The 22,771-nt window shown below is 39.5% G+C and carries 22 protein-coding genes; 10 read left to right on the plus strand and 12 right to left on the minus strand.

The features are described from left to right. Positions 1-78 precede the first annotated feature (78 nt). From psaA to HT734_RS04545, 3 genes are read right to left on the minus strand one after another with little or no spacing between them, the layout of a single operon-like run. On the minus strand, positions 79-1,008 hold the full coding sequence (psaA, locus tag HT734_RS04535; RefSeq protein ID WP_000733069.1) for a metal ABC transporter substrate-binding lipoprotein/adhesin PsaA: 930 nt from the start codon (positions 1,006-1,008) through the stop codon (positions 79-81). Positions 1,009-1,039: 31 nt separating this feature from the next. Then, complete coding sequence (locus HT734_RS04540; RefSeq protein ID WP_000559791.1) at positions 1,040-1,888, minus strand: metal ABC transporter permease; 849 nt, start codon at positions 1,886-1,888, stop codon at positions 1,040-1,042. Continuing rightward, positions 1,885-2,607 carry a metal ABC transporter ATP-binding protein gene (locus HT734_RS04545; protein WP_033686841.1) on the minus strand — a complete coding sequence of 241 codons (723 nt, stop codon included), beginning with the start codon at positions 2,605-2,607 and terminating at the stop codon, positions 1,885-1,887. Before HT734_RS04545 ends, HT734_RS04540 begins: the two co-directional genes overlap by 4 nt. A 177-nt stretch (positions 2,608-2,784) precedes the next feature. On the opposite strand from HT734_RS04545, the gene pepO reads away from it, so the two are divergent. Further along, positions 2,785-4,677 carry an endopeptidase PepO gene (pepO, locus tag HT734_RS04550; protein WP_173277936.1) on the plus strand — a complete coding sequence of 631 codons (1,893 nt, stop codon included), beginning with the start codon at positions 2,785-2,787 and terminating at the stop codon, positions 4,675-4,677. 239 nt (positions 4,678-4,916) lie between these two features. On the opposite strand, the gene HT734_RS04555 is transcribed toward pepO, so the two are convergent. Both HT734_RS04555 and HT734_RS04560 read right to left on the minus strand, forming a co-directional pair. Further along, positions 4,917-5,546: an MBL fold metallo-hydrolase gene (locus tag HT734_RS04555; RefSeq protein ID WP_173277938.1), complete on the minus strand. Its 630-nt coding sequence runs from the start codon at positions 5,544-5,546 to the stop codon at positions 4,917-4,919. A gap of 143 nt (positions 5,547-5,689) precedes the next feature. After that, positions 5,690-7,123, minus strand: coding sequence for an N-acetylmuramoyl-L-alanine amidase (locus tag HT734_RS04560; RefSeq protein ID WP_140834544.1), 1,434 nt, complete (start codon positions 7,121-7,123; stop codon positions 5,690-5,692). A 325-nt stretch (positions 7,124-7,448) separates the two neighbouring features. Here HT734_RS04560 and HT734_RS04565 point away from each other — a divergent pair, with 325 nt between their 5' ends. Both HT734_RS04565 and dtd read left to right on the plus strand, forming a co-directional pair. Continuing rightward, a complete protein-coding gene (locus HT734_RS04565) occupies positions 7,449-9,671 on the plus strand; it encodes a bifunctional (p)ppGpp synthetase/guanosine-3',5'-bis(diphosphate) 3'-pyrophosphohydrolase (protein ID WP_140860124.1) in 2,223 nt (740 codons plus the stop codon). 29 nt (positions 9,672-9,700) lie between these two features. After that, positions 9,701-10,144, plus strand: coding sequence for a D-aminoacyl-tRNA deacylase (gene dtd / locus HT734_RS04570; RefSeq protein ID WP_173277939.1), 444 nt, complete (start codon positions 9,701-9,703; stop codon positions 10,142-10,144). Between the two features lie 38 nt (positions 10,145-10,182). Here dtd and HT734_RS04575 read toward each other — a convergent pair whose 3' ends face one another. The 4 genes from HT734_RS04575 to HT734_RS04590 form a co-directional block, all read right to left on the minus strand. Continuing rightward, positions 10,183-10,596, minus strand: a complete 414-nt coding sequence (locus HT734_RS04575) for a hypothetical protein (RefSeq protein ID WP_173277941.1) — start codon at positions 10,594-10,596, stop codon at positions 10,183-10,185. Between the two features lie 18 nt (positions 10,597-10,614). After that, positions 10,615-11,028: a hypothetical protein gene (locus tag HT734_RS04580; RefSeq protein ID WP_173277943.1), complete on the minus strand. Its 414-nt coding sequence runs from the start codon at positions 11,026-11,028 to the stop codon at positions 10,615-10,617. Positions 11,029-11,147: 119 nt separating this feature from the next. Continuing rightward, a complete protein-coding gene (locus tag HT734_RS04585; protein WP_173277945.1) occupies positions 11,148-11,858 on the minus strand; it encodes a nicotinamide mononucleotide transporter in 711 nt (236 codons plus the stop codon). Positions 11,859-11,974: 116 nt separating this feature from the next. Beyond that, entirely contained in the window at positions 11,975-12,625 is a 651-nt protein-coding gene (locus tag HT734_RS04590; protein WP_173277946.1) for a metal-dependent transcriptional regulator, read from the minus strand. Positions 12,626-12,736: 111 nt separating this feature from the next. Between HT734_RS04590 and HT734_RS04595 the strand changes: the two genes are divergently transcribed. The 3 genes from HT734_RS04595 (at position 12,737) to HT734_RS04605 (ending at position 15,180) form a co-directional block, all read left to right on the plus strand. Then, positions 12,737-13,579 carry a metallophosphoesterase family protein gene (locus tag HT734_RS04595; RefSeq protein ID WP_173277948.1) on the plus strand — a complete coding sequence of 281 codons (843 nt, stop codon included), beginning with the start codon at positions 12,737-12,739 and terminating at the stop codon, positions 13,577-13,579. A 75-nt stretch (positions 13,580-13,654) separates the two neighbouring features. Further along, complete coding sequence (locus HT734_RS04600) at positions 13,655-14,092, plus strand: Rrf2 family transcriptional regulator (RefSeq protein WP_141230719.1); 438 nt, start codon at positions 13,655-13,657, stop codon at positions 14,090-14,092. A gap of 68 nt (positions 14,093-14,160) precedes the next feature. Beyond that, on the plus strand, positions 14,161-15,180 hold the full coding sequence (locus HT734_RS04605; RefSeq protein WP_173277950.1) for a YdcF family protein: 1,020 nt from the start codon (positions 14,161-14,163) through the stop codon (positions 15,178-15,180). An 88-nt stretch (positions 15,181-15,268) separates the two neighbouring features. Here HT734_RS04605 and HT734_RS04610 read toward each other — a convergent pair whose 3' ends face one another. The 3 genes from HT734_RS04610 to HT734_RS04620 form a co-directional block, all read right to left on the minus strand. Beyond that, positions 15,269-16,342, minus strand: coding sequence for a DUF2974 domain-containing protein (locus HT734_RS04610; RefSeq protein ID WP_173277952.1), 1,074 nt, complete (start codon positions 16,340-16,342; stop codon positions 15,269-15,271). A gap of 123 nt (positions 16,343-16,465) precedes the next feature. Next, on the minus strand, positions 16,466-17,242 hold the full coding sequence (locus tag HT734_RS04615) for a ferredoxin reductase (protein WP_173277954.1): 777 nt from the start codon (positions 17,240-17,242) through the stop codon (positions 16,466-16,468). Positions 17,243-17,330: 88 nt separating this feature from the next. Next, complete coding sequence (locus tag HT734_RS04620; protein ID WP_345889927.1) at positions 17,331-17,900, minus strand: TetR/AcrR family transcriptional regulator; 570 nt, start codon at positions 17,898-17,900, stop codon at positions 17,331-17,333. A gap of 406 nt (positions 17,901-18,306) precedes the next feature. Here HT734_RS04620 and HT734_RS04625 point away from each other — a divergent pair, with 406 nt between their 5' ends. From HT734_RS04625 to HT734_RS04640, 4 genes are all read left to right on the plus strand, one after another. Beyond that, positions 18,307-18,984, plus strand: a complete 678-nt coding sequence (locus tag HT734_RS04625) for a response regulator transcription factor (RefSeq protein WP_000548991.1) — start codon at positions 18,307-18,309, stop codon at positions 18,982-18,984. Continuing rightward, a complete protein-coding gene (locus HT734_RS04630) occupies positions 18,977-19,951 on the plus strand; it encodes a HAMP domain-containing histidine kinase (protein ID WP_173277958.1) in 975 nt (324 codons plus the stop codon). The genes HT734_RS04625 and HT734_RS04630 overlap by 8 nt, the downstream gene beginning before the upstream one ends. Positions 19,952-20,751: 800 nt before the next feature. Continuing rightward, positions 20,752-22,263, plus strand: a complete 1,512-nt coding sequence (locus HT734_RS04635) for an ABC transporter ATP-binding protein (protein ID WP_077804852.1) — start codon at positions 20,752-20,754, stop codon at positions 22,261-22,263. Positions 22,264-22,556: 293 nt separating this feature from the next. Continuing rightward, a partial coding sequence (locus tag HT734_RS04640; protein ID WP_173277960.1) for a hypothetical protein occupies positions 22,557-22,771 on the plus strand: 215 nt, incomplete at its 3' end.

Raw genomic sequence — 22,771 nt, forward strand, 5'->3', positions numbered from 1 at the left:
ATTTTCCAATGATTTGACTGGAAATGTAGGCATAGAAAAAACGCCAGCTCACATGTGAGAATGACGTTTTTCATAGGATTATTTTGCCAATCCTTCAGCAATCTTGTCAAGGTTGTATTTCATCATGTTGTAGTAGCTGTCGCCTTCTTTACCTTGTTCTGCGATAGAGTCAGTAAAGATTTGTGCGTAGATTGGGATATTTGTATCTTGTGAGACAGTCTTCATTGGACGGTCATCTACACTTGATTCTACAAAGAGTGATGGAACTTTTGTTTGGCGAAGTTTTTCAACCAAGGTCTTGATTTGTTCAGGTGTTCCTTCTTCTTCAGTATTGATTTCCCAGATGTAGGCACTTGGGACACCATAGGCTTTAGAGAAGTATTTGAATGCTCCTTCGCTGGTTACAATGAGTTTCTTTTCAGCAGGGATGTTATTAAATTTATCCTTACTTTCTTTATCAAGTTTGTCTAACTTATCAGTATATTCTTTGAGATTTTTTTCATAGAATTCCTTGTTGTTAGGATCTTTAGCGCTCAATTGTTTGGCGATATTTTTAGCAAAGATAATTCCATTTTCAAGGTTAAGCCAAGCGTGTGGGTCTTCTTTACCTTTTTCATTTTTTCCTTCAAGGTAGATAACATCAACGCCTTCGCTGACTGCAAAGTAGTCTTTGTTTTCAGTTTTCTTAGCATTTTCTACCAATTTGCTAAACCAAGCATTGCCACCTGTTTCAAGGTTGATACCGTTATAGAAAATGAGGTCAGCCTCAGAAGTTTTCTTAACATCTTCAGGGAGTGGTTCGTATTCGTGTGGGTCTTGTCCAATCGGAACGATACTGTGAAGATCAATCTTGTCACCAGCAATATTTTTAGTAATATCAGCGATGATTGAGTTTGTAGCAACAACTTTTAGTTTTTGACCAGAAGCTGCATCTTTTTTTCCGCTAGCACATGCTACAAGAGCAATAACGGAAAGAAAGAGAACGAGTAATGTACCTAATTTTTTCATTAGATCCTCCAATTTATTGGGGTTTTGCCCCTTATTTTAACAAATGTTTATTTTTCAGTTTCAAATATCGTTGTTTAGGAGAGATAAAGAAACTGATTAAGAAGAAGCTAGCAGCTGTAAGTACGATGCTAGAACCAGCTGCTAAGTTTAAACTATAGCCAATAAAGAGTCCCAAAACTGAAGCTGTAGCTCCAAAGGTTGAGGAAAGGAAAATCATACTTTTCAGGCTATTAGCATACAGATAAGCAGTTGCAGCTGGGGTAATCAGCATGGCTACAATCAGGATAGTTCCAACACTTTGCATGGCTGTCACAGACACGAGAGTCAGGAGTATCATGAGGAGGTAGTGATAGAAATTGACAGGCATTCCCATGGCTTTAGCCAGAAGTTCATCAAAGGAAGTTATCAAGAGTTGCTTGAAGAAAATCCAGATTAACAAGAGAATGACCGCCCCTACGCCCATAGTGATAAACATATCCGTATCTTGGACGGCTAGAATATTACCAAAAAGGATATGGAAAAGGTCAGTTGAACTTTTAGCGACACTAATCAAGATGATACCGAGGGCTAAGAAAGAAGAAAAGGTAATGCCGATGGCGGTATCGCTTTTGATAATCGAGTTCCCCTTGATGTAGGTAATGATGATAGCAGCTAGCAATCCAAAGACAATGGCTCCGATAAAGAAGTCAACGCCTAAGATGAAGGAGAGGGCTACACCTGGTAAGACAGCATGTGAAATAGCATCTCCCATGAGTGACATCCCACGTAGAATGATGAAACATCCCACAGCTCCAGCTACGACCCCGACGACAATAGCTGTTATCAAGGCATTTTGTAGGAAATGGAATTTTTGCAATCCATCGATAAATTCTGCAATCATAGGTCACCTCCATTGAAAAAGAGTCGATTACCGTAAGCTTCTTTGAGATTGGCTTCGGTAAAGGTTTCTTTGGTTGGACCAAAGGCAATCACTTCTCGATTGACAAGTAAGACTTGATCGAAGTAGTGGGAAACCTTGCTGAGGTCGTGGTGAACGATGAGAACCGTCTTACCAGCTTTTTTCAAATCTCTCAGCGTATTCATGATGATTTCCTCACTGACAGAGTCAATCCCAACAAAGGGTTCATCCAAGAGGATATAATCGGCTTCCTGCACCAAACATCTGGCAATCAAGACCCGCTGGAATTGACCTCCAGACAGTTGACTGATTTGACGTTCAGCGTAGTCAGCTAGGCCGACGATTTCAAGGGCTTCCTCTACTTTTTTCCAATGTTTAGCATTTAAACTGCGAAAGAGAGGAATAGAAGGAAATAGTCCTAGCGAGACACATTCCTTGACCTTGATGGGAAAGTTGTAGTCGATATTGATTTTTTGTTCGACATAGGCGATTCGGTGTAAGGATTTTTTAACTTCCTTGTCATCGAGAAATGCCTGACCTTGATGTGGGATAATTCCCAGCATACCTTTTAATAATGTTGATTTTCCAGCACCGTTCGGACCAATGATACCGGTAATTGTTGGTCCATGGAGCACTAGTGAAATATCCTTAAGTGCCAACGTTTCTTTGTAGGAGACACTGAGGTTTTCAATACGTATCATAAACTTATATTCCTCCTGCCTCTTAATATACCTTAAAAAAAAAATTAAGTCAAGTTAATTTTTAAAAAAATTAAAATATTAACTGAAAAATGATGGAAAAGGAAAGTTCATTTTTAATTGCATTCCTGGGTAATTTTTGTTAAGCTAAAAACAAGTATAAATGAAAGCGAGAACAAGATGACACGTTATCAAGACGATTTTTATGATGCCATTAATGGAGAATGGCAGAAGACAGCTGAAATACCAGCAGATAAGTCTCAAACGGGAGGTTTTGTTGATTTAGACCAGGAAATTGAAGACTTGATGTTGGCGACAACAGACAAGTGGTTGGCAGGTCAAGAGGTGCCTGAGGATGCTATCTTGGCAAACTTTGTCAAATACCACCGTCTAGTTCGTGATTTTGACAAGAGAGAAGCTGACGGTATCACACCTGTCTTACCGCTCCTTAAAGAATTCCAAGAATTGGAGACTTTTGCGGATTTTACAGCTAAACTAGCAGAGTTTGAGCTTGCAGGAAAACCTAATTTCCTTCCTTTTGGTGTATCGCCAGACTTTATGGATGCCAGAATCAACGTTTTGTGGGCTAGCGCTCCAAGCACGATTTTGCCAGATACGACCTACTATGCAGAAGACCATCCTCAGCGCGAAGAGCTCTTGACTCTTTGGAAAGAAAGCAGCGCCAATCTCCTCAAGGCTTATGATTTCTCTGATGTAGACATTGAAGACTTGCTTGAGAAAAGACTAGAATTGGACCGCCGAATTGCGGCAGTGGTGCTCTCTAATGAAGAAAGTTCAGAATATGCTAAACTTTACCATCCATATTCTTATGAAGATTTCAAAAAATTCGCACCTGCCCTACCTTTGGATGATTTCTTCCAAACCGTTCTTGGACAAGTACCAGACAAGGTTATTGTAGACGAGGAACGTTTCTGGCAAGCAGCAGACCAGTTCTATAGTGAAGAAGCCTGGCCTCTCCTCAAGGCAACCTTAATTTTGAGTGTTGTCAATCTCTCAACCAGCTATTTAACAGAAGAAATCCGTGTCTTGTCAGGTGCCTATAGCCGTGCGCTTTCAGGAGTTCCAGAAGCCAAAGACAAGGTCAAAGCAGCCTACCAGCTAGCACAAGGTCCTTTCAAACAAGCTTTGGGTCTCTGGTATGCCCATGAAAAATTCTCTCCAGAAGCTAAGGCAGATGTAGAGAAAAAAGTGGCAACTATGATTGATGTCTATAAGGAACGCTTGGCTAAAAATGACTGGCTGACTCCTGAAACTCGTGACAAGGCCATCGTCAAACTCAATGTCATTAAGCCTTATATCGGTTACCCAGAAGAATTGCCAGAACGCTACAAGGACAAGGTAGTGGATGAGACTGCTAGTCTTTTTGACAATGCTCTAGCCTTTGCGCGTGTGGAAATCAAGCATAGTTGGAGTAAATGGAACCAGACTGTAGATTACAAGGAATGGGGCATGCCTGCTCACATGGTCAATGCCTACTACAATCCACAGAAGAATCTGATTGTTTTCCCAGCGGCCATTTTACAGGCTCCTTTCTATGACTTGCATCAGTCATCTTCTGCTAACTACGGGGGTATTGGGGCGGTTATTGCCCATGAAATTTCTCACGCCTTTGATACCAACGGAGCTTCCTTCGATGAAAATGGTAGCCTCAAGGATTGGTGGACAGAGAGCGACTATGCTGCCTTCAAGGAGAAAACACAAAAAGTTATTGATCAATTTGATGGACAGGATTCTTATGGAGCAATCATTAACGGTAAATTGACTGTATCAGAAAACGTGGCTGACTTGGGGGGAATCGCTGCAGCGCTTGAAGCAGCTAAGAGAGAACCAGACTTCTCAGCAGAAGAATTCTTCTACAACTTCGGTCGCATCTGGCGCATGAAAGGTCGACCAGAATTTATGAAACTTTTGGCTAGCGTCGACGTGCACGCACCAGCCAAACTCCGTGTCAATGTACAAGTACCAAATTTCGACGATTTCTTTACAACCTATGATGTCAAAGAAGGTGACGGAATGTGGCGTTCACCAGAAGAGCGCGTGATTATTTGGTAATGCAAAGAAGCAAGTAATCAGTAAAAGGCATCCAATCAGGTGTGAAACCTTGATAGGATGCCTTTTATAATGGAAAGACTTGCTGTATAGTTTACTTATACTCTTCGAAAATCTCTTCACCCACGTCAGCTTTATCTGAAACCTCAAAGCGGTGCTTTGAGTAACCTGCGGCTAGTTTTCTAGTTTGCTATTTGTTTTTCATTGAGTATTAAATTGCAAAATTGATTGTCATCATTTTACTAGAAAAAGGGATTGAAAGTTTTTTCGTGAGCGATAGTAGTAGCTGGACCATGCCCTGGATAGACATCGTAGTTTGGTAGGGTGAAGAGTTGGGTTTGGATACTATGGAGGAGTTGCTCCGTACTACCAGTTGGAAGGTCGGTCCGTCCGATAGTTTCACGGAACAAAGCATCTCCTGTCAAGACTAGGTGAGCATCAGGAAAGACGATAGAAACGCCGCCGATAGAGTGACCTGGTGTTGGCAAGACGGTGAAACGAAATTCCTCTAATTGATATTCCTCATGAAAGACAAAGGTGTGTTCAGCTGGTTTTGCAACCACATCTGCCATATCATCGTGACGAGGAAGCCCAGAGAGATTATCGACAGGAGTGTAGAGCCAGCTAGCTTCGCTCTCTGCGATATAGACAGGAGGATTGCCAAAAGTTTCGCGAACTAGGTCCAGACTCATGATATGGTCATAATGGGCGTGGGTCAATAGAATGGCACAGATCGGTTTGTTGATCTTCTCGATTGTATGACGAATGGCTTCCCAATGGCTACCAGGATCGACAACGATGAGGTGCTTTTCACCTTCTAGGTAATAGGTGTTTTCATAGGCAACGGGATTCACAGTTTTATGGATTTTCATATTGGCTCCAATCTCAAAGAATGTACTAAATTAAGTATAGCACAGTTGGGGAGAATAAGCATAAAAAGGAAATAATTCTAGAAAGAAGAATACAGTTTGGATAAGAAAAATAAGCCCCGAATGAGTTCGAGGCTTAAATTGCTTTAATTTCCTGCGTAATATTTTTGAATTCCCTTGACAATCCCTTCAACCAGTTTATCTTGGTATTCACTACTACGGATTTTTTTGTTTTCTTCTGGATTATCCATATATCCCATCTCTAGCAAAACAGCTGGTTTAGCTGTTTCACGTAGAACAGCAAAGGTTGCTTGCAAAAGTCCGGCATCCCTAGCTCCAGTCTCGGCTAGAAGTGAAGAATGGATATCAGCTGCGAGACGATTACTTTCACTTATCCGATCAGGATTATTATGCCAATCCTTATTAATCTTGCTAGGGAAGCCAGGTTCTTCCTTGTAAGAATAGGTTTGTATACCTAGATTAACGGTTGTATCATTTCCTTTTGCATTGAAATGAAGGCTGATGAAAAAGTCAGCATTAGTCTTGTTTACCATACGAGAACGTTCGGTAATAAAATCAACATCTACATCGCTATCTCGAGAGGTAAGAACGGTGTAGCCTAGACCTTCTAATCGTTTACGTAATTTACGGTAAACTTGTAGGTTCAATTCTTTCTCAGCTATGCCATAATAATAAGCACCTCGATCCTTACCACCGTGTCCTGGATCTAGAAAAATAGTTTTAGAGTAATGTCCTTTTTGAAAACCTTGTGCTAATTCACGAACCCATTTTCCATTTCCTTGGAAGAGCTGGTTTTTGCCATCCACTGCATAGGTTCCTGTGACATATACACCATCGTCCTTAAGATAGTACCAAGCTTGATAGTCTGGGTCATAAATCCATTCCTTGTGGGCCATGTAGCCACCAGATTTGAGGTAGTAGGAACCAATCCATTGTTTTTGGGCGTAGCGTCCGCCAGATTTGAGGTAAAACCAACTAGAGTAGCTTTGGTCGTAGACCCATTCCTTATCTGCCATGGCACCGCTGGATTTGAGGTAGTAATCGCCCTTCCAGACATTGGCCAACATTCTACCGTAGCCATCAAAAGCATACCACTTGCCATTGATTTGGCTCCATTGGTTGGATAAATATTTACCTGAACCATTGATATAGTACCAATTATTTCCCATTTGGTACCAGCTGTTTTCAAGCAAGTATCCATGACTATCAAAGAAATAACCATCATAGAGGGTATCTGTAAATTTGACCCCAGTTTGACTATAAAACGTCCACTTGTTCCCCTCTTTTACCCAGCCAGTTTGTATAGGTTGATTAGGTTTAGTTTCCCTGGAAAGAGAAGGTTTGCTTTCTTGCTCACTTGAACTAGCTATACTTGACGAATTTTCTGTACTAGCTTGAGAACTACTAGTAGAATTGCTAGTGGAAATATTAGTTGAACTACTGGTCGAACTAGTGATAGGATTAGTAGTGAAATGACTCGTATCGTCAGCCAAAACTACTTGGCTGGATAAGCCAAGAACAGTCAAAGCTAAAAGTGTCAGTCTTTTGTATGAATTCATGTTATTTGCCTTTCTAGAGAGATGAAAATTTAGTAATTATCGTAAAAAATTGTTCATATTACTATTATACACTAAAAAAGTTAGAAAATTACTAAAATATCAAATCTTTTCTTATTGAAAAAGAAGAAAGTATTTTCATTTCACTAACTTTTAACGCAGTCAATATCAAAACAAAGTTAGATGAAGAGCTAGATAAATTTGTTGTTTTAGTGTGAATCTTATGTTATCCTTCTTCCCAACAACTGAATAAGCTTTAGAATCCTCTTTTCTAGTTTTCATATTATTAAAAAAGTGATAAAATGGTAGGAAGAATTGGAGAGTAGAGATGCCAAAAGAAGTGAATTTAACAGGCGAAGAAGTTGTCGCTTTAACCAAAGAATATTTAACGGAAGAGGATGTTGCTTTTGTACATAAAGCCTTGGTCTATGCGGTGGATTGCCACAGTGGTCAATACCGCAAATCAGGCGAGCCTTATATCATTCACCCTATCCAAGTGGCAGGTATTTTAGCCAAACTCAAGCTGGATGCTGTAACGGTAGCTTGTGGTTTCTTGCATGATGTGGTGGAAGATACTGATGCGACCTTGGACGATTTGGAAAGAGAGTTTGGTCCTGATGTGCGGGTAATCGTCGATGGGGTTACCAAGCTTGGTAAGGTCGAGTACAAATCGATCGAGGAGCAATTAGCGGAAAATCATCGCAAGATGCTCATGGCCATGTCTGAGGACATCCGTGTTATCTTGGTCAAACTGTCAGATCGCTTGCACAATATGCGGACGCTTAAACACCTCCGAAAAGACAAGCAGGAGCGCATTTCCAAAGAAACTATGGAAATCTATGCCCCGCTTGCCCATCGTTTGGGGATTTCCAGTGTCAAATGGGAATTGGAAGACTTATCTTTCCGTTATCTCAATCCAACGGAGTTTTACAAGATTACCCATATGATGAAGGAAAAGCGCAGAGAGCGTGAAGCATTGGTGGATGAGGTAGTCACAAAATTAGAAAACTATACGACAGATCGTCATCTAAATGGGAAGATTTACGGTCGTCCCAAGCATATTTACTCTATTTTCCGCAAAATGCAGGATAAGAGAAAACGGTTTGAGGAAATCTATGACCTGATTGCCATTCGTTGTATTTTGGATACCCAAAGTGATGTCTATGCCATGCTTGGTTATGTTCATGAGCTTTGGAAACCCATGCCTGGTCGCTTTAAAGACTACATCGCTAATCGCAAGGCCAATGGTTACCAGTCTATCCATACGACTGTCTATGGGCCAAAAGGGCCGATTGAATTCCAGATTCGGACCAAGGCCATGCATGAGGTGGCTGAGTACGGGGTTGCGGCTCACTGGGCTTATAAGAAAGGCATTAAGGGGCAGGTTAACAGCAAGGAATCAGCTATTGGGATGAACTGGATCAAGGAGATGATGGAGCTCCAAGACCAGGCTGATGATGCCAAGGAATTTGTCGATTCAGTTAAGGAAAACTATCTGGCTGAGGAGATTTATGTCTTTACCCCAGATGGAGCTGTCCGCTCTCTTCCAAAAGATTCAGGACCGATTGACTTTGCCTACGAAATCCATACAAAAGTCGGGGAAAAAGCAACTGGTGCCAAGGTCAATGGTCGTATGGTTCCCCTGACAACCAAGCTCAAGACAGGGGATCAGGTTGAAATTGTCACCAACCCCAACTCCTTTGGGCCAAGCCGTGATTGGCTTAACATGGTCAAGACCAGCAAGGCGCGTAACAAGATTCGTCAGTTCTTTAAAAATCAAGATAAGGAATTGTCTGTCAACAAGGGTCGTGAAATGTTGATGGCTCAGTTCCAAGAAAATGGCTATGTGGCCAATAAATTCATGGACAAGCGCCACATGGATCAAGTTCTACAAAAGACTAGCTACAAGACAGAGGAATCTCTCTTTGCGGCAATTGGTTTTGGGGAAATAGGTGCAATTACTGTCTTTAACCGTTTGACTGAAAAGGAACGCCGTGAAGAAGAACGTGCTAAGGCCAAGGCTGAAGCAGAAGAACTTGTCAAAGGTGGAGAAGTCAAGGTTGAAAATAAAGAAACCCTCAAGGTTAAGCATGAGGGTGGTGTGGTCATTGAAGGTGCCTCAGGTCTCCTAGTGCGGATTGCCAAATGCTGTAATCCAGTTCCTGGTGATGATATTGTCGGCTATATCACCAAAGGGCGTGGTGTGGCTATTCACCGTGTGGACTGTATGAACCTGCGCGCCCAAGAAAACTACGAGCAACGTCTCCTTGATGTGGAATGGGAAGACCAGTACTCAAACTCAAATAAGGAGTATATGGCCCATATCGATATCTATGGTCTCAACCGTACAGGACTATTGAACGATGTACTGCAAGTTCTTTCAAACACAACCAAAAATATCTCAACAGTCAACGCACAACCAACCAAGGATATGAAATTTGCTAATATCCATGTGTCCTTCGGCATTGCCAACCTCTCTACACTGACTACGGTCGTGGACAAGATTAAGAGTGTGCCAGAAGTTTACTCTGTCAAACGGACCAATGGCTAATGGTCTGAGTTCTTACTAGAAAGGCGATTATGAAAATCATTATCCAACGGGTTAAAAAAGCCCAAGTCAGTATTCAAGGTCAGGTTCAGGGGAAAATTCAGCAAGGGCTCTTATTGCTGGTTGGTGTTGGACCAGAGGACCAAGAGGAAGATTTGGACTATGCCGTGAGAAAGCTTGTCAATATGCGGATTTTTTCAGACGCAGAAGGCAAGATGAATCTGTCTGTTAAAGATATCGAGGGACAAATCCTTTCTATTTCTCAGTTTACCCTTTTTGCGGATACTAAGAAAGGCAATCGTCCAGCCTTTACAGGCGCAGCGAAGCCTGATATGGCATCAGATTTCTATGATGCTTTCAATCAAAAACTAGCGCAAGAAGTGCCCGTTCAGACAGGCATCTTTGGAGTGGATATGCAGGTTGAGCTGGTCAATGATGGGCCAGTTACCATTATCCTAGATACTAAAAATAGATAAGAAAGACCAAGCCCAGCCGGCTTGGTTTTTCTCATCTATCATAAAATACTCCAAAATGGCATCGGTTCTTGATAGGCCTTAGGAAAATCTCTTTTCAGGCTTTGGCTTATGCGGTAGGAAGGGATGAGATGGCCTAGAATTAGGAGAGTTCCCTGAAGGAGAAGTGGCATACCACTTAAACATATCAAGGAGAGAATCATCAAGATATCCCATAGGAGGATTTGTAAGGCGAAACGCCAGAATCTCGGTCTAATCTGAGAATAGAGTTGACCAAAGTGGTCACAAAGTTGGTTTGAAAGATAGGTCAATAGCACAGGATGAAAGAAAATGAGCCAACCGCTATAAATCAAAATCCAATCCCAAGTAAGCCCTTCTTTAAATGTCAAAAATGCCAGCATAATTCCATCAATGACAAGGAGTTGAATGGTTTTGATATAGATGATTTTTTTCATGATAAAGCCTCCTTTTCCTTAGAGGCACTCCCATAAAGAGATGTGTTTGTTGTAAAAGTCTAGATAGTTTTCTCTTAGGTAGTCCGCCGTCCTATAATATAAAGTAGAATGACAAGCAGTGATGATTGGCATAAGAGAGGGAAAACGCTGAGAACTAACGAAGGTTAAAAGGACAAAAAATAGAAAATCAATGGAGAGAACCCCTAAATAGTAGAAGCGAATCTTTTTATTGATTTGAGGATAAATCTCAGCGAATTGATGTTTGAGTCGGACAATCAAGCGAAATAGCAGGAGTCCTTGAGCAAGGAGGAAAATAAAACCAGAGAGCAAGAGCCATTCTAAAGCTGTTTCGGGTCTAGTACTAAAAAATACAAATAGTAGCAAATCGATGACTGCAATTGCTGTAAAATGGATTCTAAAGAGTTTTTTCATGACAAGACCTCCCTCTTTTATCTAGCTTCATTGTACTCCAAAAGAATGGGAGTTACAAGCAAAATGATAAAAAATTTTAATAAGGAGATTCTGTTAGATTTCTTTATTTGATTTCCTTCTTATTGTTCCACCTCTTCATCATTCCAGACAAATAAAGCTCCGATTGCATTGAGGATATAAAAGATGTATTTACCGATATTGGCAAAGTTTCCTTGAATGCCAGCCTTTGTCAGCTGCACAAAATTGTAAATCAACCAAAAGCCCCACTGAGTTGTCAGTTTCAATGCATTCAAAGCATTGGCAATGAGGGACAGTGCAAAGGCAATAGTTGTCACGTAGGCAAGTAGATTCATCTTACCCCCATAGCCGATATAGTTGGTCACAAAGGCAAAGAGGAAGGCGATGATTGAAATGATAATGGCCGCTAATTTTAGCTGTTTCTGACTCATTTGGTTGGGTCTGCCTTCTTGCGAAGCTTCCCATTTCTTAATAGCAAAGGTATAAATGAGGAAGGTGACAGGATAGGTGATAATGGCCGCCTTATTTCCAAGGATATAATCAATGGTACCAGACAAAATGGTATTGACAATGCCAAAGTAATTTCCCCATTTGCTTAATTTCCCAGTGAAACGAGTGGACAACATGGAAATCCCAACGTTGGTTACGGAAATCAATCCAAAGGGCACAAGGGCTGTCCATGGTCCCCAGTCTACGAATTTATCGAGACGGGAGTTAAGATAGCCAGAAGCGATTGCAATTCCAACGACCAAAGCAACCCCAAAGAGGTCAAACCATTTAGATGTCGCAAAAATTTTTAGTGATTTTTTCATATGTTAAAATATCTTTCTTTTTTACAAATATTCTACAACTAAATGAAAGTAAAATCAAATGATAGAAATAAAACCCTGAAAATCAAACTTTCAGGGTTGGTAGGGGACTTGATAAATTAGTCGATTTTCTCGACATAGAGTTGTTTAGCAATGTCCATATTCACTTGTAAATCTTTATTTTTAGTGAGGATAGTAAAGGTATTGCTGAAGCCATCAAACTGCTGGACTTGGAGCTGGTCACCGATGTGAAGTGAGTGCTTGTCCAGATAATGGAGAATGTCAAAACTATCGTGAACCCGAGTCAGGCGGTAGGCGCCAGCTTCCTTGATATCAGCTAGTGGGAGGTTATTGATTTCAACCAGGAGTTCTCCCTTGGCAGGAATAGTACCTCCGTGGGGGCAGGTCTTGGGGAATCCAAGCAATTTTTCTAGTCTCTCCACGAATAGGTCAGAGACAGTGTGTTCCAATACCTCAGCTTCCTCGTGAATCTGGTCACTCGTATAGTCTAAATGATGGACTAGAAAAACTTCAATCAAGCGATGCTTACGGTAGAGCTCAGAGACCAGTTTGAGGCCGAGGTCAGTCAGTAGATAGCCACATTCCTTGTCCTTGAGGATGAGATTTTCACTCTTCATCCGTTTAATCATTTCAGTTACGGCAGGGGGAGAGACTTGCATACGAGCCGCAATTTCCTTGTTGGTGATTTTATGCAGGTCTATGCCGATTTCATAAATACATTTTAGATAATCTTCTTTATTCGGGGTCATTCGCTTCCTCTTGTCTAATGTCTTTATCTAGTATATCAAAAAAAGCTAGATTTCTCTAGCTGTGACTTTTTATGTTATACTTATTGCAAGAGAAAAAATGAGGAGATGAATATGACAAAGATAGCTCTTCTTTCAGATATTCATGGGAATACCACTGCTTTAGAGGCTGTTTTGGCAGATGCTCGGCAGCTAGGAGTGGATGAATACTGGCTTCTGGGAGATATTCTCATGCCAGGGACAGGTCGTAGAAGGATTTTGGACTTGTTGGATCAACTACCGATTACGGCTAGAGTTTTGGGAAACTGGGAAGACAGTCTCTGGCATGGTACTCGTAAGGAACTGGATAATACTCGTCCTAGTCAACGTTATCTCTTACGCCAGTGCCAGTATGTTTTAGAGGAAATTTCCCTAGAAGAAATTGAACTGCTCCACAATCAACCTCTTCAGATCCATCGTCAGTTTGGGGATTTGACGGTGGGAATTAGTCATCATTTGCCTGATAAGAACTGGGGGCGAGAGTTGATTCATACTGGAGCGCAAGAGGATTTTGACCGCTTGGTGACCAATCCTCCTTGTGATATTGCTGTTTATGGCCATATTCACCAGCAGTTGCTTCGTTACGGGACTGGTGGGCAATTGATTGTCAATCCGGGTTCGATTGGGCAACCTTTCTTTCTAGATGCCCAGTTACGGAAGGACTTGCGAGCTCAGTATATGATTTTGGAGTTTGATGACAAGGGCTTGGTAGATATGAACTTCCGACGGGTAGACTACGATGTGGCAGCTGAATTGCAGCTGGCTAAAGACCTGAAACTTCCCTATTTTGAGGTTTACTATGAAAGTCTGGTCAATGGGATCCACCATACCCACAATCAGGAATTTCTGAGAGAATTGGCCCAGAAAGAGGGCTATGATAGTGAATTAGATGTCTGGTTAAAAAGTGGTAACGATTGACATTACAACCAAAAAGGGTATAATAATAGAAAAAGAAGAGTAGAGACAGGGATGTCTCGTAAAAAGGAGAAGAGTATGCAAATTCCAAGTAGATTTACCATTGCGACTCATATGCTGATAATCATTGCCCTCAAGGGGAAGGAAAGCAAGGTGACCAGTGATTTTCTGGCTGCTAGTGTCGGGGTTAACCCTGTCATTATCAGAAAAACCTTGTCCCAGTTGAAGAAGGCAGAGCTGATTTCAGTAGCGCGTGGAACAGGGGGGACAGAGATTGTTAAGGATCTCAAGGACATTAGTCTTTTAGATGTTTATCAGGCGGTTGAGTGTCTTGGTAAGACAGGCCAACTTTTTAGTTTCCATGACAATCCAAATCCAAATTGCCCAGTCGGAGCTCATATTCATGAGGTTTTGGATCAAAAATTGGAGAGAATCCAGCTGGCTATGGAGGCTGAACTTGGTCAGACTAGTTTAGAACAAGTCGTGGCTGATGCAGAGAGTCAGATGAAGGAGTGAGAGGGATAGATGCCCTCTTTTTCTCTATGTAAAATTGTGATAAAATAGAATCATTAAAGGAGGAAGAAATGTATCTCGTTATAGGAATTGTATTAGCCTTTATAGTGTCATTTTGGAAGGATAATAGAAGTTTGTGGAATCCAGTATTATTCTTATTATCCCTCATTTCCAGTTATTTTTATCTAGGCTACCTTTTTTATCAAAATGGGTATGAGAAGATTCATTTCGCTTTTTTTATATTTCCCTTTATTTTACTTCCTTTTTTGCTTTTTCTAAGTGGCATCTTTCTAATCTATAATGGGGTCATTTTGTTGAAGCGAGAGGGACGTTCAAAGGCTAATTATCTCTCCATGCTCCTTGGAATAGTCATTTTGCTATTTTTTGCTTTGATGTCATTTCGATTGGGAGGACGACATGAATTATTTTACACCAATCACTTTCTAAATATTTTATTTGCATTTATTGCTTATTCTTACTTTATTTTTGGTTTTGCTTTTGTGGCTTTTATGTTGTACTCTATCTTGTATCTCTTTATTCCTAAGAAGAAGCATTATGATTTTATTATCATTCATGGTGCAGGTTTGTTAGACGGAGAAAAGGTAACACCTTTGCTGAAGAGGAGAATTGATAAGGCAGTGGAAGCTTATCACAAGTCTAAGAATCCTCATATCAAAATCATTGCAAGTGGTGGTCAAGGAGGAGATGAGAAGATTTCTGAAGCGCAGGCCATTACAAACTATCTTCTTGAAGAGACAGATGTTCCCCAAGATGCGATTATTCTGGAAGATCAATCAAGGACTACCTACGAGAACCTTCTCTTTTCTAAGGAACTTGGTGAGGAACTGGTAGCCAAACCTCAATTCCTCTTTGTTACAAATGACTATCATGTTTTTCGTACCAGTACCTATGCGCGTAAGTTAAATATGAAGGGAGATGGCCTCGGATGTAGGACGGCAGGCTACTACATACCATCTGCTTTTATTCGGGAGTACATAGCGCTCTGTGTCAAGATGAAATGGCTTTTCCTTGCCTTTTATGTCCTGCTATCAGTCCTCATTTTGATAGCCTACAAAGGGATTATTTGGTAGTCAGATTTTATTAAAAAAGACTTAGAATACACATGAAAGTATGTATTCTAGGTCTTTTGTTTTATATACATTTGATTTTTGAAAGGTACTATCTATTTTTCCATGCTTGGTAACGGGTATCAATCAATAATTGGGTAAGGCGTCCCATGGTTTCCCTTTCTTCTGGAGTGAGGGATTGAGCTTGGACAAAGAGATGATGGATGTGTTCAATAGCTTTGAAGGAAGATAGGTCATTGATGGAGTTAATGCCAGCATCTAGAATGGTGCCAAAGAAGAGATCGAAGTAGAGCTGGAGTTCTTCGTCAGGGACTGTCGCTACCCATTCTTTGAAGGTTGTGTCAACTTGTTGACTATCACTGTTGGTTTTATCCAGTTGGACGAAGTGCTTGTCCTCAATCTGCCAACTAAAGGTATCGTGTTGGGCGATACCACCTAAGGCAGTACTGTGCACGATGATTTGGTGGTTAGGGATTTCCATCATCATACCGATAATGGAACCTTGTGGAATGAAGACCTTGGTTCTATCCATTACCCTTTGATAGCCCTCAGTTTGTGTCAGTTCTTTGTGGAGACCGGGCGCATCAAAGGTATAAACTGCTGTGATTTGATCCTGCAAGCTTTGCTCAATTTGGCTAGCAGCGTAGATAGCTAAATTTCCTCCCTTGGAATGCCCAGCCAGAATGACTTTTTGCTTAGGATGTTGGGCAAAAAAGTTCTTTAAATAGCGGAGAGCGTGCTTTTGAGCAGGAATTTCCTTCATATAGGTCAGGTGGAAATCTTCCTTCCAGCCAATGATACTGTCATCTGTCCCACGAAAGACAATCAGATAGGTATCGAGAGTGAGGCGGTAGGTCATAGCCGAAAATTGCTTTTGCAATTCAGGATCAATGTCATTGATAAAATGGGAGAGTTTGCAATTTTTGAAGCGTTTGTGTTGAGCTAGTTCATCTAATAGCTGGAGGCGATTTTTGCTGGTCAACATGTTGGGATCCCTTGGAACCTGAGGAGCCAGGTCTAAAAGTCGCTGAGGAGTTGTGGAGACCAGATTATCAAAGGAGAGGTAGGTAGCTTCTGTTAAGGCTAGAATGTCTAACTCATTCAATGGAAAGTCGTAAAAGGAATCGTATGCGACATCTTTCAGATAGTCAAAAATATTGGCCATAAGAGCTCCTTTCTTTTTATTTATCTTATCACAATCACATAGAATTTACTAGTTTGTTTGTACGAGCTCTCTACATACCGACCTATAATGGTATGATTCAGACACATAGAAGACAGTTTGCTTTTATTTTAAACCTTTAAACATACTTATTTGTATCTGTTTGTCGTCAATCCCATTCTCTTTTAAGAAATTTTTCATCTCATTTATATCATCAGGTTGGCCGGTTAAGAGATAAATAGCTTGGTTACCGTATTTCACAACCGCATTTTTTAAAAATGCTTGGCTTTGAGAAAAGGTTTCGCTAGTTTTATAAGTTAGATTCGGATTATTCTTACTAAGCTCTCTTAACTCATTATCAAAAATGTTTACTCCTTTGTCTAAATGATTAAGAATGATGGAGCGCTTACCAGCCCACTCTTTCACAACTGGACGTAGAGTAGAAATACCGACATCAGAGGCAAAACAAACCAGTGCTTGGTCATTGTCTTTAACAGATAAAGATGACTCCAGCCAACTCATCTCAATTTTACTACCAGCTGGTAAATGTGTTAAGGTTTCCTTAAACACGCTACCACTATTATGGGTTACAATAAGAATTTCATCCTCATCAGGAGTGGAAGCAAGGGTTAGCCATCGGCTAGCCTGATCCTCCTTTACTGGACTTTTATCTGGACCAAACGAGCTGTCAGGAAGCTTAAACTGAGCATAGGAGCCAGATTTCCATATTTGATTTTTTGGTTTTGTGATGTGAACTAAATACAAATCTCCGCTGGGATTTTCAATGGATTTTATCGATAAAGTCTGACTTCGTCCAAGGTAGGCAATGATTCCCCAAGATATAAAGCCGAGCACTCCAAGTGTAGTTAGAATAATTATGAACATTTTTTTCCCTCGTTTCATTTTTAAGCTCCTATAGTGTAATAATTTTTATGAATGAATAATATTTTTCTTCATTCAATGATTTTCAAAAAATAAAGAAAAGATTTCTTTATTTCAGGATTCCTTTAATGAAGTTGGTTGCTAGTATTTCTACAGTTTTGCTAATATCTGGAAAATCATTTTCTGTGATATGCATATCCATGTAGTAAAATAGGTTGTAAACTTGTAAAATATCTTGAATTTTTTCTGGAGAATGGCCTTCAGCCTGCAAACGATGAGTAAAGGTTTTCACGAGAAATTGATGAAATGGATTCGTGACTTTCCCTTCTTCTGAGGAATAGTAGCTATGCAACTCATCTGCTATGGCAGGATTGTACCATTCTGCAAGGATTTTATTGGAAGAAACGAGTGCTCTGGATTGAGCAAAGAGTTGACTAATAAGATCAATCATATCAATTTCCCAATCCAGTTCTTCGATCATAGCTTGGCGAACACGGTTGTTTTCATCAATATAGATATCTAAAAAAATAGCTTCTTTACTTTCGTAATAGTTATAAAAAGATCCGACTGCCATATGAGCTTGTCTAGCAATTTCTGAAATTCCTGTCGCCTTGTATCCTTTTTTTGAAAAAACTTCATAAGCTGCGGATTTCAAAGTCTGTTTTTTGTCCAATTTGATTCACCTCTTTTCTGAATGAATATTAAATATTGTTCATTCATATCTTAACAAATCTTTTTCAGATTGTCAATCTTAAAGCTAGAACTTTTTACGGATACCACTCGATAAGGAACTTTTCAATGTTAGAAGAGTATAGAGTGTCGTTTTAACTACACTCAAGGTTTGGAAGAATAGATATAAATTTTGGTTAAGGAGATGGATAAAAGAACTGAAATGAAGGTTGAAAAATTAAAAATAAAAGGGTAGGGCTGGCACTATGTCTGAAAATAAGGTATGATATCAATGGGGTTATTCACTATCTTTTTTGAGCTGTTGTGACAAGGAAATATCAAAAAAGTATTAGATACTAAGCCCTCTATTTATACTAAAGGATTTAAGACTCCTAAAATTAGCAAAGGAGAATCAGATGCACAAGATTTTATTAGTAGAAGATGATCAGGTCATTCGTCAACAGGTCGGGAAAATGCTCTCTGAATGGGGATTTGAAGTGGTTCTGGTAGAAGACTTTATGGAAGTTTTGAGTCTATTTGTTCAGTCGGAGCCTCATCTGGTCCTCATGGATATTGGTTTGCCCTTGTTTAATGGCTATCACTGGTGTCAGGAGATTCGCAAGATTTCCAAGGTGCCTATTATGTTTCTGTCTTCGAGAGACCAGGCTATGGATATTGTCATGGCAATCAATATGGGGGCGGATGACTTTGTGACCAAGCCTTTTGACCAGCAGGTTCTTCTAGCCAAGGTTCAGGGCTTGTTGCGTCGTTCCTATGAGTTTGGGCGTGACGAGAGTTTACTGGAATATGCTGGTGTTATCCTCAATACCAAATCAATGGATTTACATTATCAAGGGCAAGTCTTGAATTTGACCAAGAACGAATTCCAGATTTTACGCGTGTTGTTTGAGCATGCGGGTAATATTGTAGCGCGTGATGACCTCATGCGGGAACTTTGGAACAGTGACTTTTTCATTGATGATAATACCCTCTCAGTTAATGTGGCTCGTTTGCGTAAAAAATTGGAAGAGCAGGGCTTGGTAGGATTTATCGAGACCAAGAAAGGAATAGGGTACGGACTGAAGCATGCTTGATTGGAAACAATTTTTTCTGGCCTATCTGCGCTCCCGTAGTCGTCTGTTTGTCTATCTGCTTTCTTTGACGTTTCTGCTCTTACTCTTTCAGTTTTTATTTGCCAGTTTGGGAATTTACTTTCTCTACTTTTTCCTCTTGTGTTGCTTTGTAACCATCTTATTTTTCGCTTGGGACATATTGGTGGAAATGCAGGTCTATCGTCAGGAACTTCTCTATGGGGAGAGGGAAGCTCAGTCTCCTTTGGAAAGAGCCTTAGCTGAAAAATTAGAAGCGCGTGAGATGGAACTCTATCAGCAGAGGTCAGATTCAGAAAGAAAACTGACGGATTTGCTGGATTACTATACCTTGTGGGTCCATCAGATTAAGACCCCCATTGCAGCCAGTCAACTTTTAGTTGCAGAAGTGGTTGACCGCCAACTGAAGCAGCAATTAGAACAGGAAATTTTCAAGATTGATTCCTATACCAATCTAGTTTTACAGTACCTGCGTTTAGAAAGTTTCCATGATGATTTGGTCTTAAAGCAGGTTCAAATCGAGGACTTGGTCAAGGAAATAATTCGTAAATATGCTCTTTTCTTTATTCAAAAAGGTCTAAATGTCAATCTATATGACCTTGATAAAGAAATCGTGACGGATAAAAAGTGGCTACTAGTGGTCATTGAACAAATCATCTCAAACAGTCTCAAGTACACCAAGGAAGGTGGTCTGGAGATTTATATGGAAGGGCAAGAGCTTTGTATCAAGGATACAGGAATAGGGATAAAAAACAGTGATGTCCTCCGAGTCTTTGAACGTGGTTTCTCAGGATATAATGGACGCCTAACTCAGCAGTCATCTGGACTTGGACTTTACCTATCTAAGAAAATTTCTGAAGAACTGGGGCACCAGATTCGTATCGAGTCTGAGGTCGGAAAAGGAACGATAGTGCGGATTCAGTTTGCTCAAGTGAACTTAGTCCTTGAGTGAGAAGAGACAATGAGTTTTTACCCAATCTCTTTTTGCTATATTTCAGGATATTTGAAGACTGTTTTTTACAAAACCAATAATAGAGTTTTTAATACGGAATATAGTATAAATACTGGTTCAAAGTGAAGTTTTGTATGCTTTATACTTTTGTTGAGTATAAAATCTATAAACTAAGGGTGAATTACAAAAATTAATTTGAGATGAAGTGAATTGTAGACTTGGGAAATGTCTCCTATTCGATTTCAGAATGAATCGTTGATACAGGATTAAAAGAACTGCAGCTTTCTTTTTATTTTGAATGAGATAGGTGTATATAGATTTGTGTAACTGGTGTAGAACTGTTTCCAAAGAATTATTGAATGTATCGAATACACACATTCTATTGATTTTGAACCAGTTTTTAATTTCTAAATGTTGTAATAGTTTTATCAAGTAAAAGGAGACTGCCATGATTGGAGACAATATAAAATTCTTACGAAAATCACATAATCTGATATAACCAGAATTTTCACGGATTGTGGGTGTGTCACGAAATAGCCTAAATCGTTAGAAAAACTGAAAAAGCTTACTTTCAATAGAAGTATTGGAAATATTCATTTTACATCTATCAAAGAAACATGGGATAGACCTATATTTTACAAAATAGCAAATTATATTTTGAATGATAGTAAAAACTGCAGTACTTGTGTGATTTACAATTATTGCACTCAATGTCCGAGTATCGCACTATCTGAAATAAGGAATAGTAGAGATTGTTCTGCGATATGTAAAAAAAAACGCATTAGCAAGGAGTATCGTATATGCTACCATATCTTAAAACTATTAGATGGTATCTCTTCTTTAATTTTCTTTTTGGTGTAGTATCGAATATCTGCACAGCTTTGTTACCGTATTTCACGCAGGCATTAATCAAAGGGGATTATCAAGTAGCTCTATATGGTTACTCTATGTCAGTGGCAGGCTATTTGAGTTGTAACTATATCCAAATGATACTTGATTGGAAGCAGGGGATTATCTTTTCGACTACTTTGAAAAATGAGTGGTTTCGTTCACTTCTGGGACTCAGTCACCACGATTTCAAGCAGAAAACAGTAGCAGAGTATATTTCCTATCAATCTAATGACCTAGATTCGTTGGAAAAGGATTACCTTCCTCCATTGATGAGTTTTATCAAACAAATTTTACGTATCATCATTTACGCTTTCATTATTAGCAGAACAATTAATCCTATTGTATCACTGATTTTAATCTTTTCCACTGGAATTAGTATTCAAATTCCTAAAATCGTTGGGAAGTTGACCGCTAATCGTAGACAGGTTTACTTGAAAAAACAAGGAGATTACTATCGAACTTTGGAGGATTTGCTCATGGGACATCATTTGGTAAATAAACTAACTATGTCGCATTTTTTGAATCAACAAAAGAGTTCTCTAAAGAATTTGCAGGATAAGTATTTTAAGTATGGTTTGACAAAAATTACAGGCATCTTATTGACAGGTGTTTCTTTTGAATTCATTAGTCTTGTTCTGTTTATTTACTTAGCCTACTCTCTATCTCACCAGCAACTCGGTATTCCTGAGGTGGTGGCGAGTTTCGGATATATTAATGCTTTTTCTGAACCAATACAGGAAATCCTTTATGATTTACAAATGTTAGAGTCCGTAAAGCCTGTAATCAAGAGTTTTCAAAACATTGTTGGGAGATCCGTTTCAGTTCAAGCACCTCAACATTCTTTTGATACGATTACTTTGAAAAACATTTCCAAACAACTGGGAGAATCAAAATTGATAATTACTTCCGCTACGATTCAAAAAGGAGATAAAATTGCGCTTATTGGTGAGAATGGGTCTGGAAAAAGTAGTCTTCTCAACATTTTAAATGGAACAGATGAAGATTTTGAAGGACAAATTGTGCTAGATGGGCTTGTTTTGGACCATCTTTGGGGAAGATTCGGTATGATTCTGCAACAAGAACATACATTTATTTCGAGTTATGAAAATAATGTAACGCTATTCAATAGTTTCAATGAAAAATTCAGAGAAGAAGATTTTGAAAAAATTCCACCACAATCCCTGTCAGGTGGTCAGCAACAACGAATGTATTTAAATCGTGAGAAAAATCGTAAAAATCCATTGCTTATCCTAGACGAACCTTTCTCTGCCTTGGATACTAATCAGTTTAAAATGGAATTGGAAAGAGTTCTGGAACTACCAAGTGCCGTCATTGTTACTTTACATCGCCAAAACGAATTATTAAGTAAGTTTGACCAAGTTTGGGAAATTAAGAATGGAGAACTTGTAATTTTGAAATAGCTAAATTATAGAGAATAAAACGCATATTATCAGGAGTTCAGAGGAGATACCGGTTTTTCTTTTTCTAATAAGGAATCTAAAATTTCTTGCTTTCTCTATCTGTTCAATTGATAGATTTCTTCAGAGAAAGACTGTAACATTTTTGATATAATGTTAAGGATGGACTGATGGATACTTAAAGGATAATTTTAAAAAGAGTAACAGGTGAGAAGAAAAATATATAAGATTGGACAGAAGTATCTCTACCATCATCCATGCAGAAACAAGATTATATGAAATAAAAGGAGTAACCAATGACCGGAAACTATTCAACACGTGAATACCGTGAGAAATTATATGATGATCTTCATGTCCGATTAAGAGATACAGTGATTTTGATGTGTGCGATTTTTATTGCCTCTATCGGCCTAAATATGAATTCAACGGCTGTCATTATTGGAGCCATGCTGATTTCCCCTCTTATGACACCGATTGTTGGATTGGGATTTGGTTTAGCTATTTTTGATAC

The organism is Streptococcus sp. k-90 (assembly GCF_013277565.1).
In the GTDB taxonomy this organism is placed as follows: Bacteria; Bacillota; Bacilli; order Lactobacillales; family Streptococcaceae; genus Streptococcus.

Excerpts from the sequence above, each read along its gene's own strand:
- HT734_RS04610 (WP_173277952.1), bottom strand. The coding sequence starts at position 16,342 with ATGGCCAATATTTTTGACTATCTGAAAGATGTCGCATACGATTCCTTT.
- HT734_RS04555 (WP_173277938.1), bottom strand. The coding sequence starts at position 5,546 with ATGAAAATCCATAAAACTGTGAATCCCGTTGCCTATGAAAACACCTAT.
- pepO (WP_173277936.1), top strand. The coding sequence starts at position 2,785 with ATGACACGTTATCAAGACGATTTTTATGATGCCATTAATGGAGAATGG.
- HT734_RS04635 (WP_077804852.1), top strand. The coding sequence starts at position 20,752 with ATGCTACCATATCTTAAAACTATTAGATGGTATCTCTTCTTTAATTTT.
- HT734_RS04580 (WP_173277943.1), bottom strand. The coding sequence starts at position 11,028 with ATGAAAAAACTCTTTAGAATCCATTTTACAGCAATTGCAGTCATCGAT.
- dtd (WP_173277939.1), top strand. The coding sequence starts at position 9,701 with ATGAAAATCATTATCCAACGGGTTAAAAAAGCCCAAGTCAGTATTCAA.
- HT734_RS04630 (WP_173277958.1), top strand. The coding sequence starts at position 18,977 with ATGCTTGATTGGAAACAATTTTTTCTGGCCTATCTGCGCTCCCGTAGT.
- HT734_RS04590 (WP_173277946.1), bottom strand. The coding sequence starts at position 12,625 with ATGACCCCGAATAAAGAAGATTATCTAAAATGTATTTATGAAATCGGC.
- HT734_RS04600 (WP_141230719.1), top strand. The coding sequence starts at position 13,655 with ATGCAAATTCCAAGTAGATTTACCATTGCGACTCATATGCTGATAATC.
- HT734_RS04560 (WP_140834544.1), bottom strand. The coding sequence starts at position 7,123 with ATGAATTCATACAAAAGACTGACACTTTTAGCTTTGACTGTTCTTGGC.
- HT734_RS04545 (WP_033686841.1), bottom strand. The coding sequence starts at position 2,607 with ATGATACGTATTGAAAACCTCAGTGTCTCCTACAAAGAAACGTTGGCA.
- HT734_RS04605 (WP_173277950.1), top strand. The coding sequence starts at position 14,161 with ATGTATCTCGTTATAGGAATTGTATTAGCCTTTATAGTGTCATTTTGG.
- HT734_RS04585 (WP_173277945.1), bottom strand. The coding sequence starts at position 11,858 with ATGAAAAAATCACTAAAAATTTTTGCGACATCTAAATGGTTTGACCTC.
- HT734_RS04565 (WP_140860124.1), top strand. The coding sequence starts at position 7,449 with ATGCCAAAAGAAGTGAATTTAACAGGCGAAGAAGTTGTCGCTTTAACC.
- HT734_RS04625 (WP_000548991.1), top strand. The coding sequence starts at position 18,307 with ATGCACAAGATTTTATTAGTAGAAGATGATCAGGTCATTCGTCAACAG.
- HT734_RS04595 (WP_173277948.1), top strand. The coding sequence starts at position 12,737 with ATGACAAAGATAGCTCTTCTTTCAGATATTCATGGGAATACCACTGCT.
- psaA (WP_000733069.1), bottom strand. The coding sequence starts at position 1,008 with ATGAAAAAATTAGGTACATTACTCGTTCTCTTTCTTTCCGTTATTGCT.
- HT734_RS04540 (WP_000559791.1), bottom strand. The coding sequence starts at position 1,888 with ATGATTGCAGAATTTATCGATGGATTGCAAAAATTCCATTTCCTACAA.
- HT734_RS04575 (WP_173277941.1), bottom strand. The coding sequence starts at position 10,596 with ATGAAAAAAATCATCTATATCAAAACCATTCAACTCCTTGTCATTGAT.
- HT734_RS04615 (WP_173277954.1), bottom strand. The coding sequence starts at position 17,242 with ATGAAACGAGGGAAAAAAATGTTCATAATTATTCTAACTACACTTGGA.